The following is a 17,033-nucleotide window of genomic DNA, read 5'->3' on the forward strand; positions in this document are numbered from 1 at the left end:
ATTGTATTTTTATTGAAATAAATTTAGGACAAAATAATAATATGAAAACGCTGTCATAAAATGTGAATAGAGTTATGAACATAAGCAGGAAAAAGGGAAAATGGGGGATGTAATATGATTAGTATTCCGAAAGACGAATTTCAACAAATTCTTGTGAAGGATTTAATGATTTCATCGGAAAAAGTAGCTCATGTCCAAATTGGAAATGGTTTAGAACATGCTTTACTCGTTCTTGTGAAATCTGGATATTCGGCGATACCTGTCTTAGATCCAATGTATAAATTACATGGTTTGATTAGTACGGCCATGATATTAGATGGTATGTTAGGATTAGAGCGTATTGAGTTTGAAAGACTTGATGATATGAAAGTAGAGCAGGTGATGAAGGAAGATATACCTTTTCTTAAATTAGAAGATTCATTTGCAAAAGCTTTAGAAATGACAATTGATCATCCTTTTATTTGCGCTGTTAATGAAGAAGGCTATTTTGAGGGGATTTTAACACGTCGGGCTATTTTAAAATTGTTGAATAAGAAAGTAAGGCAACATAATCGATAACGTGAGAAAAGTGACTTCATAGAAACGAAGAAGTCACTTTTTTTTCGTGCATATCACTTGTGTATGTATTATATTAAAAAAGACATAAAACATAAGGGAAGTTTGCGCTGAAAAATTGTATTTTCTGAATGAAAGCTTAATGGAATAAGGTGTATGGAAGCTAAGGAAAGAGGGAGAAAGTTGCAAATTGATGATTTTCAAATGATGGTTGTGTTAGCTCAGGAATCAAATATGAGAAAAGCGGCGGAACGTTTATTTGTTTCACAACCTGCGCTGAGTCAACGATTACAATCTATGGAGAAACAATGGGGAATGAAGTTTTTTATTCGCTCACAAAAAGGATTGACAATTACACCTGAAGGGGAAAAAGTTGCAAATTATGCCAAAGAAATGTTGCAAAAGGAAGAGGATATAAAAAGTGAGCTAGCTGTTTTTAGAACGGAAACTCATGGAACTTTAAAAATAGCTGTTGCATCAGTTATTGGTCAATATTGGCTCCCTCCTGTTTTGAAAAAGTTTGTGCATAAATATCCTTCTGTAAAGATATCGCTGTTTACTGGATGGAGTAGTGAAGTGCAAAAGCAGTTTTATGAAGGAGACGTTCATGTTGCTATACTGAGGGGAACACAAGAATATAAAGGTCAAAAGCAACAATTATTTGAAGATGAACTGTATTTAGTTGATAAAGAAATAAAAGATATTTCGATGCTAAAAGAAACAAATAGACCGTTCATTCAATTTAAAAGTGACTCAACTTATTATGGACAAATACAAAATTGGTGGTATGGTTTATTTTCTAATCCGCCTAAGCGAACGATTGTAGTTGACCAAATTGAAACATGCAAACAACTTGTTTTAAATGGTATAGGTTACGCCCTTTTACCTTCTACTGTTTTAAAGGAAGTACAGGAAAATATGTATAAAACACCTGTTCAACTGACGAGAGAAACATGGTTGTTAACAAGTGACTCGGCAAGGCAGTTGAAGCAAGTACAAGCATTTTTAGAAATTATAGAAGAAATTCAAAGGGAAAAATAAGATTATTATCTTGCTACTCGCTCTTTCGTTTGGTAGAGTAACATTATAAATGGATTTAGGAGGCAACAAGAATGAAAATGATGGACGCTAACGAAATTATTTCGTTTATTCAAAAAAGTGAAAAGAAAACTCCTGTAAAGGTATACATAAAAGGGGATTTAAAAGAAGTAACATTCCCTGAAACAGTACAAGCATTTGTGAATAAAAAATCAGGTGTATTATTCGGAGAATGGTCTGAAATTAAGACAATTCTTGATGAAAATAATAAGCACATCGTTGACTACGTTGTAGAAAACGATCGTCGTAATTCTGCAATTCCAATGCTTGATTTAAAAGGTATTAAAGCTCGCATCGAGCCAGGTGCTATTATTCGTGACCATGTTGAAATTGGTGACAACGCTGTAATTATGATGAATGCAACAATTAACATTGGTGCTGTAATTGGCGAAGGTTCTATGATCGACATGAACGCAGTACTTGGTGGACGTGCAACAGTCGGTAAAAACTGTCACGTAGGTGCAGGTGCTGTACTTGCAGGTGTTATTGAGCCACCTTCTGCAAAACCAGTTATCGTTGAAGATGATGTAGTAATCGGTGCAAACGTAGTTGTTTTAGAGGGTGTTACAGTAGGTAAAGGTGCAGTTGTAGCAGCAGGAGCTGTTGTAACAGAAGATGTGCCTCCATACACAGTTGTTGCAGGTACTCCAGCACGTGTAATTAAAGAAATTGATGAGAAGACAAAAGCAAAAACAGAAATTAAACAAGAGCTTCGTCAATTAAACCCAGAGAAATAAAAAGTAAAAAAAGCGTAAGAGCGTAAATGGGCTCTTACGCTTTTTATAGATAGAGGTGCAAAAATGACAGTAAGCAAATTTGTCCAAATTCGTAGAGATCTACATAGAATTCCGGAAATCGGATTTAAGGAATGGAAAACACAACAGTATATTTTAGATTATATAGGAACACTTTCTCATGAATTTGTGGAAGTGAAGACATGGAAAACGGGTGTAATCGTTAAAGTAAATGGAAAAAATCCAGAAAAAATAATAGGTTATCGTGCAGATATAGATGGTCTGCCAATTACAGAGGAAACTGGATATGAGTTTGCTTCTATTCATGAAGGAATGATGCATGCATGTGGCCACGATGTACATACAACAATCGGTTTAGGCCTTCTAACGAAAGCTGTGAGCGAAAGAATAGATGATGACCTTGTATTTCTATTCCAGCCAGCAGAAGAAGGACCAGGCGGTGCACTTCCTATGTTAGAAAGTGAAGAGTTAAAAGAATGGAAACCAAATATAATTCTTGGTCTTCATATTGCACCAGAATACGCTGTAGGGACAATTGCAACGAAAGAAGGACTGTTATTTGCTAATACTTCAGAATTATATATTGATTTAAAAGGGAAAGGTGGCCATGCTGCCTATCCGCATACTGCAAATGATATGATTGTTGCAGCGAGTCATCTTGTTACACAGCTTCAATCCGTTATTAGTCGCAATGTAAATCCTCTTGATAGTGCAGTAATTACAATCGGGAAAATTACAGGTGGTACGGTTCAAAATATTATTGCAGAAAAATCTCGTTTAGAAGGAACGATTCGAACATTATCAGTGGAATCAATGAAGCGTGTGAAAAGCAGAATTGAGGCAATTGTTGCAGGTATCGAAGCTTCTTTCCAGTGTGAGGCGATTATAGATTACGGAGCAATGTATCATCAAGTATATAACCATGAAGAGTTAACAAGAGAGTTTATGCAATTTGTACATAAACAAACAGATATGAATGTTATTACATGTACTGAGGCAATGACAGGTGAAGATTTTGGTTATATGCTTCGAGAAATCCCTGGATTTATGTTTTGGCTTGGAGTAAATTCAGAATATGGTTTACATCATGCAAAATTAAAACCAGACGAAGAAGTGATTGAAAAGGCAATTACATTTTTAAGCCAATATGTAAAGTGGAAAGGGAATAGAAAATAAAACTTCCGCTTTATTGAAGGTTCCAAAAAACTTTTTGTTATGAGGTGTAAGTAACGCTCGTATAGAGTGATTTTAGACATTTACATACAAATGAAAGAATAAAGTTAATTGGACTGTTTTAATAATGAGCAGGGGGTTTTTAGCCACTGCTCATTATTAATTATTTGACTAACTTATATATGTTTACTTTTAGTATGAAAAGTGTGTAAAATCAATGTGAAACATAGAAAAAAGGGTGGGGAATTACGTGCAAATTAGCAGTGCGATTTTATGTTTCGTCTTATATGCGTATGTTATTATTGCGGCGGTTTATTTTGGGATAAGTTTTTATGCCTATCGTTTAGTAGATAATAATGAATATGACGAAACATACAAATGGGTGAAGAGATATTTATCACCTGTACTAGAAATTATGAATGGGTTTGTGCTCTTTTTATTTATTGGATTAATTGCTTTCTCAACGAGTTTAGTAGGGAATAAAACTACGTTATTTGTATTGGGTATCATTATTTTTATGTTGTTAGGAATAAGGATTGGTAATACGGTCTTTTGGAATGAAAGAAAAGTAGATGGTTGGACGGGAATGTTAATTCCATGCATGTTAGCTGCAATCGTGACAAATATAGAACATGAATATTATCAATTACATTTTTGGCTTATTATCGTTTTAACAATTCTTTCTGTTTTGTATATAAGCACAGTAGTACTAACATATATTGCACATGAAAAAGGTGATGTTAAAGGCACTCGTTTCTTTAGAGGACGGGCATTATTTTGGAGTGTGCCGACGATGGCAGTTATCGCGCTTATTGCGATATTAGTAAATGGATATCAATTTTCTAGTTGGCAACTATTTTTAGAAAATTGGTGGATCTTTATCTTTTCGTTTATTGCTTTTTTAGGTGCAACGCATTATTTATTCCATCAACATCATTACATATGGGCGTTGTTATTTGCATTCATACAGCTTCTATTTGCCTTTTTTGGTCAAGAAACATTATTATTCGTTTTTGAAACATTTAGTTCGTTTGGAAATATATTTGTATTTGCTATGTTACTTGTTGGTATCGCTTTTTACTTGCAACAATATTTTTATATACAAAAACAAAAATAAAAGCTAATTACAGTTTTTGTGACGCATATAAAGTGTGTTACACTGAAAATAAATAGTACTTGAAGTTATTGGAGGAATTCCTGTGGGTGAGAAAGAAAAAGAATTTGCTGTCATTGGACTTGGTCGCTTTGGTGGAAGTATTTGCCGAGAACTAGCTCAATTAGGTATGGAAGTAATGGCAATCGACTCAGATGAGGATAAAATTAATGAATTTGCAAATATAGCTTCGCATGCTGTAATTGCAGATTCAACAGATGAGATGGTATTAAAAAGCCTTGGTATTCGAAATTTTGATCACGTAGTCGTTGCTATTGGAGATAATTTAAATTCAAGTATTCTAACTACTTTGATTTTGAAAGAATTGGGTGTAAAAAATATTACTGTAAAAGCTCAAAATGATTATCATGAAAAAGTGTTAAGTAAAATAGGTGCAGATCATATTGTGCATCCAGAACGTGATATGGGAAAAAGGATTGCTAATAATATTGCATCAAGCAATGTGTTAGACTACCTTGAGCTTTCAGATGAGCATAGTATTGTAGAGATTATTGCGAATAAAAAAATTGATGGGCACTCTTTAATTGAATTAGATATTCGTGCGAAGTTTGGATTGAATATTGTAGCAATTAAACGAGGTAAAGAAGTTATCGTATCCCCTCGGGCTACGGAGAATATTCAAGCAGGAGATATATTAATTGTCATTGGTCATGACGATGAAGTGGATCGATTTAAACACTTTTTAAGATAAGAGAAAAGAAAAGGACAATGCCTTCATAGCATTGTCCTTTTTCTTATATTTCCATAATGATTGGTAAAATCATTGGACGGCGTTTCGTTTTCTCATATAGGAATGGAGCTAATGTGTCTGTAATTTCATTTTTAATTTCAGACCATTGTGTTGTTTTACGCTCCATTACTTTTTCTAAATGAGTTGTAATTAATGTTTGTGCATCATTGATTAAATCGCTGCTTTCACGCATGTAAACGAAACCGCGTGAGATGATATCAGGTCCTGCTGCAACTTTAAATTCTTTCATATCAATGCTTACAACTACAATTACAAGTCCTTCTTCAGAAAGGATACGACGATCTCGTAATACGATATTGCCAATATCTCCAATACCGTTTCCATCAATGTAGACCGAACCAGATGGGATTTTTCCAGCTACGCTAGCTTCATCCGAACGTAAAGCAAGAACATCGCCATTATCCATAATGAAGCAATTTTCTTCAGGGATACCACAATCATTTGCTATGTTCATGTGCATACGCTGCATACGATATTCACCATGAATTGGCATGAAGTACTTCGGTTTAATTAGACGTAACATTAACTTTTGTTCTTCTTGTCCACCGTGTCCACTTGTATGGATATTTGAAAGTTTCCCGTGAATTACATCAGCGCCAGCGCGGTACAACATGTTAATTGTACGACTTACGCTAATTGTATTTCCTGGAATTGGTGAAGAAGAGAAAACAACTGTATCTCCAGGAATAATTTGAATTTGGCGGTGTGTACCGTTTGCAATACGTGAAAGTGCTGCCATCGGTTCACCTTGACTACCTGTACATAAAATAACAACTTTATTAGCTGGTAAACGGTTTAGTTGAGATGCATCTATGAATGTATCTTTCGGGCAACGAATATAACCAAGGTTTTGTCCGATTTCAATCGCTGCTTCCATACTTCGACCAAACACAGCTACTTTACGGTTGTTTTCAACAGCAGCTTCAATAACTTGTTGTAAGCGGTGAATATTTGATGCAAAGGTTGCGAATATAATCCGTCCGTCTACTTTACGGAAAATGTCTTGAATGCTATCACCAACGCGACGCTCAGACATAGTAAAGTTTGGAACTTCACTGTTCGTACTATCAGATAATAGACATAGCACGCCATCTTTACCGATTTCAGCCATTTTTGTTAAATCAGCTGGTTCACCAACTGGTGTGAAATCAAATTTGAAATCACCTGTATGAACAACTTGACCTTGAGGTGTTTTCACAACAACGCCGTACGAATCTGGAATACTGTGAGTTGTACGGAAGAAGGATACAGACGTTTTTTTGAATTTAATAACGTCATCTTCTTGAATTTCGTAAAGTTTTGCTTTACGAAGTAAGCCGTGTTCTTCTAATTTGTTTTTGATGAGTGCAATTGCTAATTTTCCGCCGTAAATCGGGATGTTCACTTGACGTAATAGGTAAGGGATTCCGCCGATATGATCTTCGTGACCATGTGTAATGAATAACCCTTTAATTTTATCTTCGTTTCGCACAAAATAAGTGTAGTCTGGTATTACATAATCGATTCCGAGAAGTTCGTCCTCTGGAAATTTAATTCCAGCATCAATTATAATAATTTCATCTTGAAATTGAACAGCGTATGTATTTTTACCGATTTCACCAAGCCCACCGAGAGCAAATACAGCAACTTGGTCGTTTTTTAGAAATTTCATATCGCTATACGATTTCCGCTAATGTTAAATCAGCGTTTTCTTTTTCATATTCAAGATGAGCGCCAGTAACAGACTGAACAAACTCGATATTATATGCGAACTTATTTAATTTTGTACGAACATCCTTTTCAGACGTAGCCTCTAAATATAAAACTTTTGTATTTTCACGTACTGGAACCTCAGTTAATTTTTCTTGATAAAATACTTTAAAAATCATTTGGAAAACCTCTCCTTGTCTATGTTTTGCATTATCTGTTACTTATTATAAAGCAAACAGTCACGATTTTCATGTTTTTTCGAATGAGAATGAAGAAAAAGCCCGAAATGGGCACAATTTAAGCGATTGTCTTTTTACGGACTAGACCGTTTAAATAACGCTTGAGCTTTTTCTTCAGCTTCTTCAGCATGATTACTCCTTCCTTTCCTTATTTTAAACATGCATATTACTAGTGAAAATTCTATCTCTGATATAAGAGATAGGACAAAAGTGAATGGTGAGTCTTGTCCTTTCCCATACAGTGAAAGTTATTCTATAGTAACGATTAGTAGCCGTTAGTTATAGGTATAGTATGAGGAAGAATGGAAAAGAAAATTCATCCGAACAAGTATCCACATGTTTTACTAATATATATATGCAAAGTTTACAAATAAGGTCAGAAAGGGAACGCTTTCTTCACAGATGTTTAATATGTTATACTTTTTTTTAGAATTTGAAAAGTGATATTCAAAATAGGAATATAGAGTGCCAGAAAGGATTTTGACAAATGAATGATAAAATTGTCTTTTTTGATATTGATGGAACATTATTAGATCATGATAAAAAAATTCCACAATCTACACGAGATGCAGTAAAACAGTTACAAGAAAAAGGTGTACATGTAGCAATTGCGACAGGGCGCGCGCCATTTATGTTCGAAGATATTCGTAAGGAACTTGATATACATAATTATGTTAGTTTTAATGGACAATACGTTGTCTTTGAAGATGATGTAATATTTAATAATCCGTTACATCCAGATGCTTTACATAAGTTTACTCAGTTTGCAAAACAAGAAGGATATCCACTTGTATATCTTGACCATCAAGATATGAGAGCATCAGTGGAATATCATGATTATGTGAAAGAAGGCTTTGGAAGCTTAAACTTTGAGCATCCACCATATGAGCCTAATTTTTATGAGGAACGTAATATTTATCAAACACTACTTTTTTGTGAAGTAAATGAAGAGGAAAAGTTTATTAATCATTATCCAGATTTTCATTTTATTCGTTGGCATGCATATTCAATGGATATCATTCCGAATGGTGGTTCTAAGGCAAAAGGAATTGAGAAATACATTGAAAAGTTAGGTTTTAATCGTGATCAAGTGTATGCATTTGGAGATGGTTTAAATGATTTAGAAATGATTGAAGCCGTTGGCACAGGTATTGTGATGGGAAATGGCCATGAAGACTTGAAAAAACTTGCAAATCATGTGACAAAGGATGTTAGTGAAGACGGTATATATCATGGACTAAAGTGGGCTGGATTGCTATAAGTGAATATGGAACCCATTTCATAATAAAGAGGCGGAAGATTAACTTCCGCCTCTTTATTATTATCGCTCTAGAGGTTTGGAATCATCAGGAGCGGCAAAAGGATTTTCTTTATTGATATGGTCATAGAACATAACGCCATTTAAATGGTCAATCTCGTGTTGGAATACGATTGCTGGTAAACCTTTTAAACGCAATTTTACTTCTTCGCCGTTAATAGAAGTTGCTTTTACTGTAATTCTTGTATAACGAGGAACATAACCAGGTACTTCGCGGTCTACAGATAGACAGCCTTCACCACCCTGTAAATATGTACGTTCAACAGAATGGCTAATGATTTTTGGATTGAATAATGCATGGCTATATAATGTACCATCCGCATCGGTTACATGAACTGCAATCATTTTTTTTGAAACACCGATTTGCGGAGCCGCTAATCCGATTCCAGGGCGTAAACTATATTTTTCAGCCATTTCAGGATCTTGGCTATTTATTACGAATTCAATCATTTCTTTTAAGGTAGTTGTATCTTCTTCGCTTGCCGGTAATGACACCTCTTCTGCAACGTTGCGCAAAATAGGATCTCCTTCGCGAATAACATCTTTCATTGTAAGCATATGTAATCTCTCCTTTCCTCTTTAGTCTACCAAAGGAGATGGAAAAAGTCATCGGCAAGAAAGGGTAGGCATTTTGGAAATCGTACTATTATAGAGTAGTTATGTATGTGATAAACAGAAAAAGACGGCAAAGCCGTCTTTTTCTTTCCATAGTTGTTTCGTTTTACATTAGCGAATGCAAGCAGCACCAACGATAATTAAAAGAATAAACAACACAACGATTAAGGCGAAGCCGCGTCCAGACCCGCCACAAGAACCGCCATAACCGTAGGAAGGATATGAACAAGTTGGATAGCAATATGAGTATCCGTACATGAGATGACCTCCTTTATCATTTCCCGCTAATACTGCGGTTACTATAATGTATGGAAGAGAGGGTGGAAATGTATAGGTATTTACCTAAAAAAGGAAGAGTAGTTTGTATATTTTTGTTACGAAGAGAGAAAAACTAAAGAGAATTAAATCGTTTACATATTATTCTAAGAGAAAAAATAAGTGAAAAAGGGAATAATATAACAGTAGGTCAATGCTTACTAATACAGATGTAAAAAATAAAAACACGTTTGTGTAGTAGAAACCTGCATATTATTTATAAAAAAACGTATTCAAAGTAATTGACATCGTAATTAGAATAGTTGTAAACTAAAAAACGTGATCAAGATTGTATTAATATGTTTCTGAAAAAACATTAGTACAGATTGTTAGGTACACAAAATTATTCTCAACCGACAGACAAACATGTTGGTTTACATCGTTGCGCTTTTTAAACTGGAAAATAGCCAGTGAAAGCGTTTCAGAATATGGTTCAAGAGAGGAAGAGGTGAACGGAATGGGTACTAAAACAAAAAAGACCCTATTTAATGTTGATGAGCAAATGAAAGCTATCGCAGCTCAATTTGAAACATTACAAATTTTAAATGAAAACGGTGAAGTTGTGAATGAAGCAGCTATGCCTGAATTATCTGATGATCAATTAAAAGAATTAATGCGTCGTATGGTGTATACACGCGTATTAGATCAACGTTCTATTTCTTTAAACCGTCAAGGACGTTTAGGTTTCTACGCACCTACAGCTGGACAAGAAGCTTCTCAATTAGCGAGTCATTTCGCACTTGAAGCAGAAGACTTCATCTTACCAGGGTACCGTGATGTACCACAATTAGTATGGCACGGATTACCATTATACCAAGCATTCTTATTCTCTCGTGGACACTTCATGGGTAACCAAATGCCTGAGAATGTAAATGCATTAGCTCCACAAATCATTATCGGTGCGCAAATCATCCAAACTGCTGGTGTTGCGTTAGGTATGAAACTACGTGGTAAAAAATCTGTTGCAATTACTTACACTGGTGACGGTGGTGCTTCACAAGGTGACTTCTACGAAGGTATGAACTTTGCAGGTGCATTCAAAGCTCCAGCAATCTTCGTTGTTCAAAACAACCGTTATGCAATTTCTACTCCAGTAGAAAAGCAATCTGCAGCTAAAACTGTAGCACAAAAAGCAGTAGCAGCAGGTATTTACGGAATTCAAGTAGACGGTATGGATCCATTAGCTGTATACGCAGCAACTGCTTTCGCTCGTGAGCGCGCAGTAAATGGCGAAGGCCCTACTTTAATCGAGACTTTAACATTCCGTTACGGTCCACATACAATGGCTGGTGATGACCCAACTCGTTACCGTACAAAAGATATCGAAAACGAATGGGAACAAAAAGACCCAATCGTACGCTTCCGTAAGTTCTTAGAAGCTAAAGGCCTATGGTCTCAAGAAGTTGAAGAGACAGTAATCGAAGAAGCAAAAGAAGATATCAAACAAGCAATTGCTAAGGCTGACCAAGCTCCAAAACAAAAAGTAACTGATTTAATGGAAATCATGTACGAAAAAATGCCTTACAACTTAGCTGAACAATATGAAATTTACAAAGAAAAGGAGTCGAAGTAAGCCATGGCTCAAATGACAATGATTCAAGCAATCACTGATGCTTTACGCGTTGAAATGAAAAATGATCCTAACGTACTTGTATTTGGTGAAGACGTTGGTGTAAACGGTGGTGTATTCCGTGCTACTGAAGGTTTACAAGCTGAATTTGGTGAAGATCGTGTAATGGATACTCCACTTGCAGAGTCTGGTATTGGTGGACTTGCAGTTGGTCTTGCACTTGAAGGATTCCGTCCAGTTCCAGAAATCCAATTCTTCGGTTTCGTTTTTGAAGTAATGGATTCAATTTCTGGTCAATTGGCTCGTATGCGTTACCGTTCTGGTGGACGTTGGACTGCTCCAGTAACAGTTCGTTCTCCATTCGGTGGTGGTGTTCATACTCCTGAACTACATGCTGATAGCTTAGAAGGATTAGTCGCTCAACAACCTGGTCTAAAAGTTGTTATTCCATCTACTCCATACGATGCTAAAGGTCTTTTAATCTCTGCGATTCGTGACAACGATCCAGTTATCTACTTAGAGCATATGAAATTGTACCGTTCATTCCGTCAAGATGTACCAGAAGGCGAATACACAATTGATTTAGGTAAAGCTGATATCAAACGTGAAGGTACAGATGTATCTGTTATCGCTTACGGTGCTATGGTTCACGCTGCATTAAAAGCTGCTGAAGAACTTGAAAAAGAAGGTATCTCTTTAGAGGTTGTTGACTTACGTACAGTTCAACCATTAGATATCGAAACAATCATCGCTTCTGTTGAAAAAACAGGTCGCGTAGTTGTAGTTCAAGAAGCTCAAAAACAAGCTGGTATTGCAGCTAACGTTGTAGCGGAAATTAACGACCGTGCAATCTTAAACTTAGAAGCTCCAGTTGTACGTGTTGCAGCTGCTGATACAGTATTCCCATTCTCTCAAGCAGAGAGCGTATGGTTACCAAACCACAAGGATATTGTTGAAGCTGTAAACAAAGTAATGAACTTCTAATTTTTAGTTTTTCATGTGCAAAAGAAATCAGCACATGCTGGTTTCTTTTGTACATATTCCATAATAATGAAATGAATCAGGGGGCTGAATTCCGTGGCATTTGAATTTAAACTACCAGATATCGGTGAAGGTATCCACGAAGGTGAAATCGTAAAATGGTTTATTAAACCAGGCGATGAAGTAAATGAAGACGATGTACTTCTTGAAGTGCAAAATGATAAAGCAGTAGTAGAAATCCCTTCTCCTGTTAAAGGTAAAGTACTTGAAGTACTTGTAGAAGAAGGAACAGTTGCAATCGTAGGAGATACATTAATTAAATTTGATGCTCCTGGATACGAAAACCTTAAATTTAAAGGTGACGATCATGATGAAGCTCCAAAAGCTGAAGAAGCAGCAGTAGAAGCTCCAGCAGCGGAAGCTACTCCAGCAGCAACTGCAGAAGTAGTAAATGAGCGCGTAATCGCTATGCCATCTGTTCGTAAATACGCTCGTGAAAAAGGTGTAGACATTCATAAAGTAGCTGGTACTGGTAAGAACGGCCGTATCGTAAAAGCTGATATCGATGCATTTGCAAATGGTGGACAAACTGTAGCAGCAACTGAGGCTCCAGCAGCAGTAGAAGCTACTCCAGCAGCAGCGAAAGAAGAAGCACCAAAAGCACAACCAATTCCAGCTGGTGAATATCCAGAAACTCGTGAGAAAATGAGTGGTATCCGTAAAGCGATTGCGAAAGCAATGGTTAACTCTAAGCATACAGCTCCTCACGTAACATTAATGGATGAAGTTGATGTAACTGAGCTTGTTGCTCACCGTAAGAAGTTCAAAGCAGTAGCAGCTGACAAAGGTATTAAATTAACTTACCTTCCATACGTTGTTAAAGCTTTAACATCTGCATTACGTGAATACCCAATGTTAAACACTTCTTTAGACGATGCATCTCAAGAAGTAGTTCATAAACATTACTTCAACATCGGTATCGCAGCTGATACAGACAAAGGTCTATTAGTACCAGTTGTTAAAGATACAGATCGTAAGTCTATCTTCACTATTTCTAACGAGATCAATGATCTTGCTGGTAAAGCACGTGAAGGTCGTCTAGCTCCAACTGAAATGAAAGGTGCTTCTTGCACAATTACAAACATTGGTTCTGCAGGTGGACAATGGTTCACTCCAGTTATCAATCACCCAGAAGTAGCAATCCTTGGTATCGGCCGTATCGCTGAAAAACCAGTTGTGAAAAATGGTGAGATCGTTGCAGCTCCAGTATTAGCATTATCTCTAAGCTTTGACCATCGTTTAATTGACGGCGCAACTGCTCAAAAAGCGTTAAACCAAATTAAACGTCTATTGAATGACCCACAATTATTAGTAATGGAGGCGTAATAACAATGGTAGTAGGAGATTTCCCAATTGAATTAGATACAGTCGTTGTTGGTGCAGGTCCTGGTGGATACGTTGCGGCAATTCGTGCAGCACAATTAGGTCAAAAGGTAGCAATCATTGAAAAAGCTAACCTTGGTGGCGTATGCTTAAACGTTGGATGTATTCCTTCAAAAGCGTTAATCAATGCAGGTCATCGTTATGAGAATGCAATGCATTCTGATGACATGGGTATCACTGCAGAGAACGTAAAAGTTGACTTTACAAAAGTTCAAGAATGGAAAAACGGCGTAGTTAAGAAATTAACTGGCGGTGTTGAAGGCCTTCTTAAAGGTAACAAAGTTGAAATCATTCGCGGTGAAGCTTACTTCGTAGATGCTAATACATTACGCGTTATGACTGAAGATGCAGCTCAAACTTATACGTTTAAAAATGCTGTTCTTGCAACTGGTTCTACACCAATCGAAATTCCAGGATTCAAATACTCTAAACGTGTTATCAACTCTACAGGTGCTTTAAGCTTACCTGAAATTCCTAAAAAACTTGTTGTAATCGGCGGCGGTTACATCGGTATGGAATTAGGTACTGCATATGCTAACTTCGGTACAGAAGTTACTGTAGTAGAAGCTGGCGACGAAATCTTAGCTGGTTTCGAAAAAGCTATGAGCTCTGTTGTTAAACGTGCTCTACAGAAAAAAGGTAACGTAAATATCCATACAAAAGCTATGGCTAAAGGCGTTGAAGAAACAGAAACTGGCGTAAAAGTTAGCTTTGAAGTTAAAGGTGAAATCCAAACTGTAGAAGCAGATTACGTATTAGTAACTGTAGGTCGTCGTCCAAACACTCAAGAAATCGGTCTTGAGCAAGTTGGAGTTAAAATGACTGACCGCGGCATCATCGAAATCGATGAGCAATGTCGTACAAATGTACCAAACATCTATGCAATCGGTGATATCGTTCCTGGACCACCATTAGCTCACAAAGCTTCTTACGAAGGTAAAGTAGCTGTAGAAGCAATTAGTGGCCATGCATCAGCTATCGATTACATCGGAATTCCTGCAGTATGCTTCACTGATCCAGAATTAGCATCTGTTGGTTACACTAAAAAACAAGCTGAAGAAGCTGGAATGACTGTAACTGTATCTAAGTTCCCATTCGCTGCTAACGGTCGTGCATTATCATTAAACAGCACTGACGGTTTCCTACAACTTGTAACACGTAAAGAAGATGGTCTTCTTGTAGGTGCTCAAGTTGCAGGTGCAGGTGCTTCTGATATTATCTCTGAGATTGGTTTAGCTATCGAAGCTGGAATGACAGCTGAAGATATCGCTCAAACAATCCATGCTCACCCAACATTAGGTGAAATCACAATGGAAGCAGCTGAAGTTGCTCTTGGAATGCCAATTCACATTGTAAAATAATTTAAGTAATGTAAATAGCCCCTCTCTTATTGTAAGAGAGGGGCTATTTTTATTTTCATCAAATGACTTGCAAGGTCTTTAAACGTACTTGTCGAATGAATATATAATACTTTAACAAATGATTTAGGCGTAACTTACTTCAAAGGTAATATATATCATCCTATAATATGTAATTGATTCAAACTTAACCCCATATATTAATAAAATAGAGCATGTCAAAGGAGAAGGTTCCATGAAAATATTACATGTTATATTTTATCATTTACTACTATGGAGTGGCTTTTCCACTGTATTAACATTATCGAATGGTGATAAGTTTCATTATAAAGTTATTCTTTTTTTCGTATTCCTGTATTTAGCCTATGTAATAGCGTATTTTGTATTACACGTAAGAAAGCAAGCGTTATTTCTTACATGTTCGAATTGTATACTATTTTTAATCGTATTATTTATTTTTTAAATTAACGTTTATAAAAATACATTGTTCTTCCATTAAATAATTGTAACTCTCCTTCTAATTTCTTCGCTAAAAAACGGCAAAATTCATTTGCTTTCCCTTTGTCACCATATGTTGCATTAGGTGGTAAAGAAACTTGGATGAAAAATTGTTCATTTTCTATACCAACACCAATATAAATTGAGTCATACCGGTCGTGATTGGATTGAAGTTTTAATGTTGTTGTAGATGTATCTAAAATTTCATAAGGAAAAGCGGTATTTGTATACGTGTAATTAATTTGGGCACCAGTTTTAGAAGTAACTGTTTTATAATAATGAAAAAGTTGTTTTATATCATCTATTGAAACAAATTGTTGTTTGGATTTTGGTACAAGCGTAATAAAGGCGTGTTGCATATAAGTTCCCCCTAACTTAGTAGAATACTATCATTCTACATCCTACTGAATTTTTTGACAATTAAAAGGAGTATTACATGTTTTGTTTAATATACTATTAATGAAACGTGATGTAGAAAGGTGGAAACCAATGTTTGAAAAATTGTATGATGAGCATGAAAGTGTGAAGGTACGATTTTTAGGGTTTATGACACATGATACACGTTATGATTTTGGTGTTATTTATACAAATATGTTTTTTGGAAAACCGCTCATTGTTTGTATGCAAACAGGAAGGTCTACTTTACTCGGAAGAGATGATGTAGAGAATGTTCAATATATACAGGAGATTTTTAAATTAGGATCAGAAGAGGAAGCGAAGGAGTTAGCTCAGTTTTTCAAATTTCTAGTTCCGTCAACTTCTTTACATGCGGAATATGAAGAATAATTAATGTGAAACAGTCGTACTTATAAATATGGCTGTTTTTTATTTGAATATCGCATACTAATTAAAATTTAAAATATTTAATGTGTTATACTAAAAACCTATTGACGTAAAAAGTATAACATATTAAAATAAAGACAGAAAGTTAAGCGGTTACAAAAAAGTTTTTGGGATTATAAACTTAGGGGGAAATGAAAAATGGGAACAATCGTATGTCAAGATTGTGAAGGTACAATTGCACACTTCGAAGATGAGAAAGTAACGGTACTTTACGGGAAATGTGGATCTTGCGGATGTGATCACACAGAGCATACAAAAGCCCAATAATTGATAGGAAATGGACAGCTAAAAGTTTTTAGGACCATAAACTTAGGGGGAAATGAAAAATGGGAACAATCGTATGCCAAGTATGTGAAGGAACAATCGGACATTTTGAAGATGAGAAAACGACAGTACTTTACGGAAAATGTGGAACAAATTGTGACTGTGCTAGAAAAGATAATGCGAAAGCTTAATGATAGATAAATAGATTACTATTAAAACTCAGGGGGAAATGAAAATGGGAACAATCGTATGCCAAGTATGTGAAGGAACAATTGGACATTTTGAAGATGAAAAATCAACAGTACTATACGGGAAATGTGGATCTCATTGCGAATGTGACCATAAAGAACATACAAAAGCTTAATAATAAGAAAAAGCGCCTACATGTGTAGGC

Annotated in this window: 21 protein-coding genes; 16 read left to right on the top strand and 5 right to left on the bottom strand. The window is 35.9% G+C overall.

Going from position 1 to position 17,033, the window contains the following annotated elements; genetic code table 11:
- The first annotated feature begins 114 nt into the window (after positions 1–114).
- The 6 genes from cbpB to IBT51_RS05660 all read left to right on the top strand — a co-directional run bounded on the left by cbpB (position 115) and on the right by IBT51_RS05660 (position 5,446).
- On the top strand, positions 115–558 hold the full coding sequence (gene cbpB, locus IBT51_RS05635; RefSeq protein ID WP_000623573.1) for a cyclic-di-AMP-binding protein CbpB: 444 nt from the start codon (positions 115–117) through the stop codon (positions 556–558).
- Between the two features lie 153 nt (positions 559–711).
- Complete coding sequence (locus IBT51_RS05640; RefSeq protein WP_002094125.1) at positions 712–1,596, top strand: LysR family transcriptional regulator; 885 nt, start codon at positions 712–714, stop codon at positions 1,594–1,596.
- Positions 1,597–1,667: 71 nt separating this feature from the next.
- The gene (gene dapD, locus IBT51_RS05645; protein ID WP_000783241.1) at positions 1,668–2,390 is read left to right on the top strand and encodes a 2,3,4,5-tetrahydropyridine-2,6-dicarboxylate N-acetyltransferase; all 723 of its coding nucleotides are present in this window, start codon (positions 1,668–1,670) and stop codon (positions 2,388–2,390) included.
- A 63-nt stretch (positions 2,391–2,453) separates the two neighbouring features.
- The gene (locus tag IBT51_RS05650; protein WP_000218671.1) at positions 2,454–3,584 is read left to right on the top strand and encodes an N-acetyldiaminopimelate deacetylase; all 1,131 of its coding nucleotides are present in this window, start codon (positions 2,454–2,456) and stop codon (positions 3,582–3,584) included.
- Between the two features lie 247 nt (positions 3,585–3,831).
- Positions 3,832–4,698: a hypothetical protein gene (locus IBT51_RS05655; RefSeq protein WP_001167322.1), complete on the top strand. Its 867-nt coding sequence runs from the start codon at positions 3,832–3,834 to the stop codon at positions 4,696–4,698.
- Positions 4,699–4,780: 82 nt separating this feature from the next.
- On the top strand, positions 4,781–5,446 hold the full coding sequence (locus IBT51_RS05660; protein WP_000504032.1) for a potassium channel family protein: 666 nt from the start codon (positions 4,781–4,783) through the stop codon (positions 5,444–5,446).
- Positions 5,447–5,489: 43 nt separating this feature from the next.
- Here the strand turns inward: IBT51_RS05660 and rnjA are convergent, their stop codons facing one another.
- Together rnjA and IBT51_RS05670 are read right to left on the bottom strand one after the other, a co-directional pair.
- A complete protein-coding gene (gene rnjA / locus IBT51_RS05665; protein ID WP_000670375.1) occupies positions 5,490–7,157 on the bottom strand; it encodes a ribonuclease J1 in 1,668 nt (555 codons plus the stop codon).
- Positions 7,158–7,161: 4 nt separating this feature from the next.
- Entirely contained in the window at positions 7,162–7,374 is a 213-nt protein-coding gene (locus IBT51_RS05670; protein ID WP_000576435.1) for a DNA-dependent RNA polymerase subunit epsilon, read from the bottom strand.
- Between the two features lie 547 nt (positions 7,375–7,921).
- Here IBT51_RS05670 and IBT51_RS05675 point away from each other — a divergent pair.
- Complete coding sequence (locus IBT51_RS05675) at positions 7,922–8,695, top strand: Cof-type HAD-IIB family hydrolase (protein WP_053563732.1); 774 nt, start codon at positions 7,922–7,924, stop codon at positions 8,693–8,695.
- Between the two features lie 60 nt (positions 8,696–8,755).
- Here IBT51_RS05675 and def read toward each other — a convergent pair whose 3' ends face one another.
- Together def and IBT51_RS05685 are read right to left on the bottom strand one after the other, a co-directional pair.
- Complete coding sequence (def, locus tag IBT51_RS05680; protein ID WP_000957048.1) at positions 8,756–9,310, bottom strand: peptide deformylase; 555 nt, start codon at positions 9,308–9,310, stop codon at positions 8,756–8,758.
- Positions 9,311–9,478: 168 nt separating this feature from the next.
- Entirely contained in the window at positions 9,479–9,625 is a 147-nt protein-coding gene (locus IBT51_RS05685; protein WP_000274562.1) for a YjcZ family sporulation protein, read from the bottom strand.
- Positions 9,626–10,139: 514 nt separating this feature from the next.
- On the opposite strand from IBT51_RS05685, the gene pdhA reads away from it, so the two are divergent.
- The 5 genes from pdhA (at position 10,140) to IBT51_RS05710 (ending at position 15,497) form a co-directional block, all read left to right on the top strand.
- Positions 10,140–11,255, top strand: a complete 1,116-nt coding sequence (gene pdhA, locus IBT51_RS05690; protein WP_000536895.1) for a pyruvate dehydrogenase E1 component subunit alpha — start codon at positions 10,140–10,142, stop codon at positions 11,253–11,255.
- Between the two features lie 3 nt (positions 11,256–11,258).
- A complete protein-coding gene (gene pdhB / locus IBT51_RS05695) occupies positions 11,259–12,236 on the top strand; it encodes a pyruvate dehydrogenase complex E1 component subunit beta (RefSeq protein ID WP_000068163.1) in 978 nt (325 codons plus the stop codon).
- A 93-nt stretch (positions 12,237–12,329) separates the two neighbouring features.
- Complete coding sequence (gene pdhC / locus IBT51_RS05700; protein WP_000863420.1) at positions 12,330–13,619, top strand: pyruvate dehydrogenase complex dihydrolipoyllysine-residue acetyltransferase; 1,290 nt, start codon at positions 12,330–12,332, stop codon at positions 13,617–13,619.
- Positions 13,620–13,624: 5 nt separating this feature from the next.
- Positions 13,625–15,037 (top strand): dihydrolipoyl dehydrogenase, encoded by a 1,413-nt coding sequence (gene lpdA, locus IBT51_RS05705; protein WP_000260104.1) that lies wholly within the window; start codon positions 13,625–13,627, stop codon positions 15,035–15,037.
- 232 nt (positions 15,038–15,269) lie between these two features.
- Entirely contained in the window at positions 15,270–15,497 is a 228-nt protein-coding gene (locus IBT51_RS05710) for a hypothetical protein (protein ID WP_000697470.1), read from the top strand.
- 1 nt (position 15,498) lies between these two features.
- On the opposite strand, the gene IBT51_RS05715 is transcribed toward IBT51_RS05710, so the two are convergent.
- On the bottom strand, positions 15,499–15,891 hold the full coding sequence (locus tag IBT51_RS05715) for a DUF1885 family protein (RefSeq protein WP_200458041.1): 393 nt from the start codon (positions 15,889–15,891) through the stop codon (positions 15,499–15,501).
- A gap of 130 nt (positions 15,892–16,021) precedes the next feature.
- On the opposite strand from IBT51_RS05715, the gene IBT51_RS05720 reads away from it, so the two are divergent.
- The 4 genes from IBT51_RS05720 to IBT51_RS05735 all read left to right on the top strand — a co-directional run bounded on the left by IBT51_RS05720 (position 16,022) and on the right by IBT51_RS05735 (position 17,003).
- Complete coding sequence (locus IBT51_RS05720; RefSeq protein ID WP_000462038.1) at positions 16,022–16,318, top strand: DUF3055 domain-containing protein; 297 nt, start codon at positions 16,022–16,024, stop codon at positions 16,316–16,318.
- A gap of 195 nt (positions 16,319–16,513) precedes the next feature.
- Positions 16,514–16,642 carry a GapA-binding peptide SR1P gene (locus IBT51_RS05725; protein ID WP_000536778.1) on the top strand — a complete coding sequence of 43 codons (129 nt, stop codon included), beginning with the start codon at positions 16,514–16,516 and terminating at the stop codon, positions 16,640–16,642.
- Positions 16,643–16,701: 59 nt separating this feature from the next.
- Positions 16,702–16,830, top strand: a complete 129-nt coding sequence (locus IBT51_RS05730; protein WP_000536803.1) for a GapA-binding peptide SR1P — start codon at positions 16,702–16,704, stop codon at positions 16,828–16,830.
- A 44-nt stretch (positions 16,831–16,874) separates the two neighbouring features.
- Positions 16,875–17,003 (top strand): GapA-binding peptide SR1P, encoded by a 129-nt coding sequence (locus IBT51_RS05735; protein WP_000536796.1) that lies wholly within the window; start codon positions 16,875–16,877, stop codon positions 17,001–17,003.
- The last annotated feature ends 30 nt before the right edge of the window (positions 17,004–17,033 follow it).

Source organism: Bacillus sp. S71, from assembly GCF_016625265.1.
Taxonomy (GTDB): domain Bacteria; phylum Bacillota; class Bacilli; order Bacillales; family Bacillaceae_G; genus Bacillus_A; species Bacillus_A cereus.